This is a genomic window from Bacteroides sp. An269 (assembly GCF_002159755.1).
GTDB lineage: Bacteria > Bacteroidota > Bacteroidia > Bacteroidales > Bacteroidaceae > Phocaeicola > Phocaeicola intestinalis.
Genome location: NZ_NFJG01000183.1, coordinates 1 through 4,804, shown reverse-complemented (window position 1 = coordinate 4,804; position 4,804 = coordinate 1). Strand labels below are relative to the sequence as shown.

The following is a 4,804-nucleotide window of genomic DNA, read 5'->3' as shown; positions in this document are numbered from 1 at the left end:
ACCTCTTCCCATTCCGAACAGAGAAGTTAAGCTTCGTCACGCCGATGGTACTGCGTAACAGTGGGAGAGTAGGTAGCCGCCGTTTTGGGATTCTCCCCCGGTCTGATGGTCGGGGGAGGATCCTTTTCTTTTTTGAGATTATGCAAATTTCTTTGTTTGCGGTAATTAGTCTTGACAAATGCTTGTTAATTTCCTCCTGTTTGCTTTTTTGTTTTGTAATAGGGCATAAATTATTCTTTTATGTTTTTTTAGTCTCTTTCTTTATAGCATTTCACAAATTTAAAAACCGTTTTATTTCTTCGTAGATTTAATTCTTTTTCGTAACTTCGCGCTGATTAAGAAAATATTAAAGATAATGACGAAACAGCTATTGAAACCTGATTACATCTTTGAATCAAGTTGGGAAGTATGTAATAAGGTAGGTGGAATTTACACCGTACTATCAACAAGGGCAAAAACCTTGCAAGCTGCATTTCCGGATCGAATTTTCTTTATCGGCCCGGATGTTTGGAGAGGTAAGGATAATCCTTTGTTTACCGAAGATGAAAAGGCACTACAAGGTTGGCGTGAGTACGCTACTTTGAATGAAGGATTGAAGGTGAGAGTGGGACATTGGAACATTCCTGGGCATCCAATTTCAATCTTGGTGGATTTTACACCATTTTATGCTCAAAAGAATGAGATTTATACGCAAGCCTGGCTTGATTTTAATGTGGATTCGCTTCATGCGTATGGTGATTATGACGAGGCTTCTATGTTTTCTTATGCTGCCGGTAAGGTTGTAGAAAGTTTCTATCGTTATAATTTGGGTGCTAAAGACAAGGTGGTTTATCAGGCTCATGAGTGGATGACAGGTCTTGGAGCATTGTATATTCAGAAGAAAGTCCCTGAGATTGCAACGATATTTACAACACATGCCACTTCAATCGGACGATCGATTGCAGGTAATAACAAGCCGTTGTATGATTACCTTTTTGCATATAATGGTGATCAAATGGCAGAAGAGTTGAATATGCAATCGAAACATTCGATAGAAAAGCAGACTGCTCATCATGTGGATTGTTTTACTACAGTGAGTGAAATTACAAACAATGAATGCCGTGAATTGTTGGATAAGCCGGCTGATGTCATTCTGATGAATGGTTTTGAGGATGACTTTGTCCCGAAAGGAAAAAAATTTGATGAAAAACGCAAGCATGCCCGTAAGGTGATGCTGAATATGGCCAATAAGCTGCTAGGTACTGAACTGGATGATGATACTATGATTATAGGCACAAGCGGCAGGTATGAATTTAAGAATAAAGGTATTAATGTCTATTTGGAATCGCTTAACCGATTGACCCGTGACAAAAATCTCAAAAAAGAAGTTTTAGCTTTTATAAATGTTCCAGGTTGGGTAGGAGAGGCCCGTGAGGATTTGTTGGAGCGTTTAAGTTCTGACAAAACTTATGACATGCCATTGGAAGTTCCTTTTATTACTCATTGGCTGCATAATATGACACATGATCAGGTTTTGGACATGTTGAAGTATTTGAATATGTCGAATGCTGCTGATACGAAAGTAAAAGTTATCTTTGTGCCGTGTTATCTGGATGGAAAGGATGGTATATTGAATGAATCATATTATGATTTGTTGATAGGCATGGATTTGAGTGTTTATCCTTCTTATTATGAACCATGGGGTTATACTCCATTGGAGAGCGTTGCTTTTCATGTGCCTACCATTACAACTGACTTGGCGGGATTCGGTCTATGGGTGAACTCGGTAGTGAATCATTCAGGAACTTTGCAAGATGGTGTGAAAGTCATTCATCGTACAGATTATAATTATTCTGAAGTCGCTGATTCGATAAAAGATACTGTAACTGAATTTTCAGCATTGTCGAATCAGGCAATTGAAAATATACGTGAACATGCGGCAATAATTGCCGAAAAGGCTTTGTGGAAACATTTTATCCAATATTATTATGAAGCATACGATGTTGCTTTGCGTAATGCAAGGCAGCGTCTTTCTCAGAGTAACGACAATAACTAAAATTCATTTACACACTAAAATTAAACAATATGAAAGTCAAGACTAATTATGCTAACACTCCAGCCTGGAGAGAGGTTAATGTAAAATCTCGTATTCCGGAACCTTTGAAGATGTTGGAAAGAATGGCTCGTAATATTTGGTGGGCCTGGAATGATGAAGCGACAGAGATGTTTAAAGAATTGGATCCGGAATTGTGGCAAGTTGTTGGTCAAAATCCGGTAGCATTATTGGAACGTCTAAGTTATGAAAAATTGGAAGACTTATCAAATGATAAGGCTACATTGAAGAAAATCAATGAGGTATATTCCAAGTTTGAAGCATATATGAATGTGAAGCCAGATGCTTCGCGTCCTTCTGTAGCCTATTTCTGTATGGAATATGGTTTAACTCATGTCTTGAAAATCTATTCTGGCGGTTTGGGTATTTTGGCAGGCGACTATCTGAAGGAGGCTTCAGATAGCAATGTAGATATGTGTGGTATAGGTTTCTTGTATCGTTATGGTTATTTCAAACAAAGCTTGTCGATGGACGGGCAGCAGATAGCCAACTATGAAGCCCAGAATTTTGGAAGCCTGCCTTTGGAGCGCGTCAATGACGAAGAAGGAAAACCCTTGGTTCTTGATGTTCCATATTTGAATTATTATGTGCACGCTTATGTTTGGAGAGTAAATGTAGGCCGTGTACCTTTGTATCTGTTGGATACAGATAATGAAATGAACAGTGAATATGACCGTCCGATTACATACCAGTTGTATGGAGGTGATTGGGAAAACCGATTGAAACAGGAAATCCTCTTGGGTATTGGAGGTGTCTTGTTGCTGGAGAGACTGGGTATCAAGAAAGACGTTTATCACTGCAATGAAGGACATGCGGCATTGTGCAATGTGCAGCGTCTGTGCGACTATGTGGAAAGCGGTATGACTTTTGATGAAGCCCTGGAAATCGTGCGTGCTTCTTCTTTGTATACAGTACATACTCCGGTGCCGGCCGGTCACGACTATTTCGATGAAGGTCTGTTTGGTAAATACATGGGTGGATATCCCCAACGTATGGGTATCACTTGGGATGAACTGATGGATTTAGGACGCATCAATCCTGGCGATCATAATGAGCGTTTCTGTATGTCAACGTTTGCATGCAATACATGTCAGGAAGTAAATGGTGTGAGCTGGTTGCATGGAAAGGTTTCACAAGAAATGTTCTCTGGCATTTGGAAAGGATACTTTGCTGAAGAAAATCATGTAGGTTATGTGACCAATGGTGTGCATTTCCCCACATGGTGTGCTTCTGAATGGAAGAAATTGTATAACAAATATTTTGATCCGAATTTCTTGAACGATCAGTCTAATCCGAAAATTTGGGAAGCTATCTACAATGTACCCGATGAGGAAATCTGGAAAACTCGTTTAGGGTTGAAAAACAAATTGATTGATTATATTCGCGAACAGTTCCGCAAGAACTGGCTGAAGAATCAGGGTAATCCGGCATTGATTGTATCTTTACTGGATAAAATCAATCCGAATGCATTGACAATCGGTTTCGCTCGCCGTTTCGCTACTTACAAGCGTGCTCATCTGTTGTTCAGCGATTTGGATCGTTTGTCGAAGATTGTAAATAATCCTGACTATCCGGTACAATTCTTGTTTGCTGGCAAGGCACATCCGCATGATGGTGCCGGACAAGGTCTGATTAAGCGTATCATTGAGATTTCAAACCGTCCTGAATTCTTGGGTAAAATTATTTTCTTGCAAGATTATGATATGAAGTTGGCACGTCGTCTGGTTTCAGGTGTTGATATTTGGATGAATACGCCGACTCGTCCGTTGGAAGCTTCGGGTACATCCGGTGAGAAAGCATTGATGAACGGTGTCGTAAATTTCTCTGTTCTTGATGGATGGTGGTTGGAAGGTTATCGTGAAGGTGCCGGATGGGCATTGACCGAAAAACGTACTTATCAGAATCAAGAATATCAGGACCAATTGGATGCAGCTACCATTTATAGTTTGCTGGAAACCGAAATCCTTCCGTTGTATTATGCACGAAATAAGAAAGGTTATTCAGAAGGTTGGGTACGGACCATCAAGAATTCTATCGCACAAATTGCTCCTCATTATACCATGAAGAGACAGTTGGATGATTATTATGCCAAGTTCTATGGAAAAGAAGCTGAAAGATTCCATGCTTTGGAAGCTGATAACTATGCGAAGTTGAAAGCTTTGGCTGCATGGAAAGAAGAAGTGGCAGCCAAATGGGATTCTATTCAGGTAGTATCGATGGATAAGTGCGAAGAATTGCGTCAAGGCAATGTGGAAAGTGGCAAAGATTATACCATTACTTGCGTTGTTGATGAAAAGGGACTTAACGATGCAGTGGGGGTAGAAATGGTAGTTACTTATACAAATGCAGAAGGCAAGGAATATATTTACAGTGTAGTTCCGATGGAACTCGTGAAACGTGAAGGCAATCTGTATACATTCAAGTTGGATTATAGTATTTCGAATGCAGGAAGCTTCAAGGTAGCATATCGTATGTATCCAAAGAATATCGATTTGCCCCACCGTCAGGATTTCTGCTACGTGCGTTGGTTTAACGAATAATCTGTTATTGAACCAATAAAGACATGTGAGCCGGCTGTTTCTTCAAAAGGAACGGCCGGCTTTTTGATGTATGCTCGGCATGAGTATTAGCTAACGGGTGCAAGTCCCTAATGAGCCCTAATAGCGGGAATCATACAGCCCAAAGCAAGGGTGTCCATCGCGAGTTGGAATC

At 40.2% G+C, this 4,804-nt stretch carries 2 protein-coding genes and 1 rRNA gene; all 3 read left to right on the top strand.

Annotation, left to right across the window (positions count from 1 at the left end; genetic code table 11):
- Positions 1-85, top strand: a 5S ribosomal RNA gene (rrf, locus tag B5F71_RS18790); the annotation flags it as partial.
- A 270-nt stretch (positions 86-355) separates the two neighbouring features.
- Entirely contained in the window at positions 356-2,035 is a 1,680-nt protein-coding gene (locus B5F71_RS18785; protein WP_087213387.1) for a glycogen/starch synthase, read from the top strand.
- A 29-nt stretch (positions 2,036-2,064) separates the two neighbouring features.
- Entirely contained in the window at positions 2,065-4,632 is a 2,568-nt protein-coding gene (gene glgP / locus B5F71_RS18780) for an alpha-glucan family phosphorylase (RefSeq protein WP_087213384.1), read from the top strand.
- The last annotated feature ends 172 nt before the right edge of the window (positions 4,633-4,804 follow it).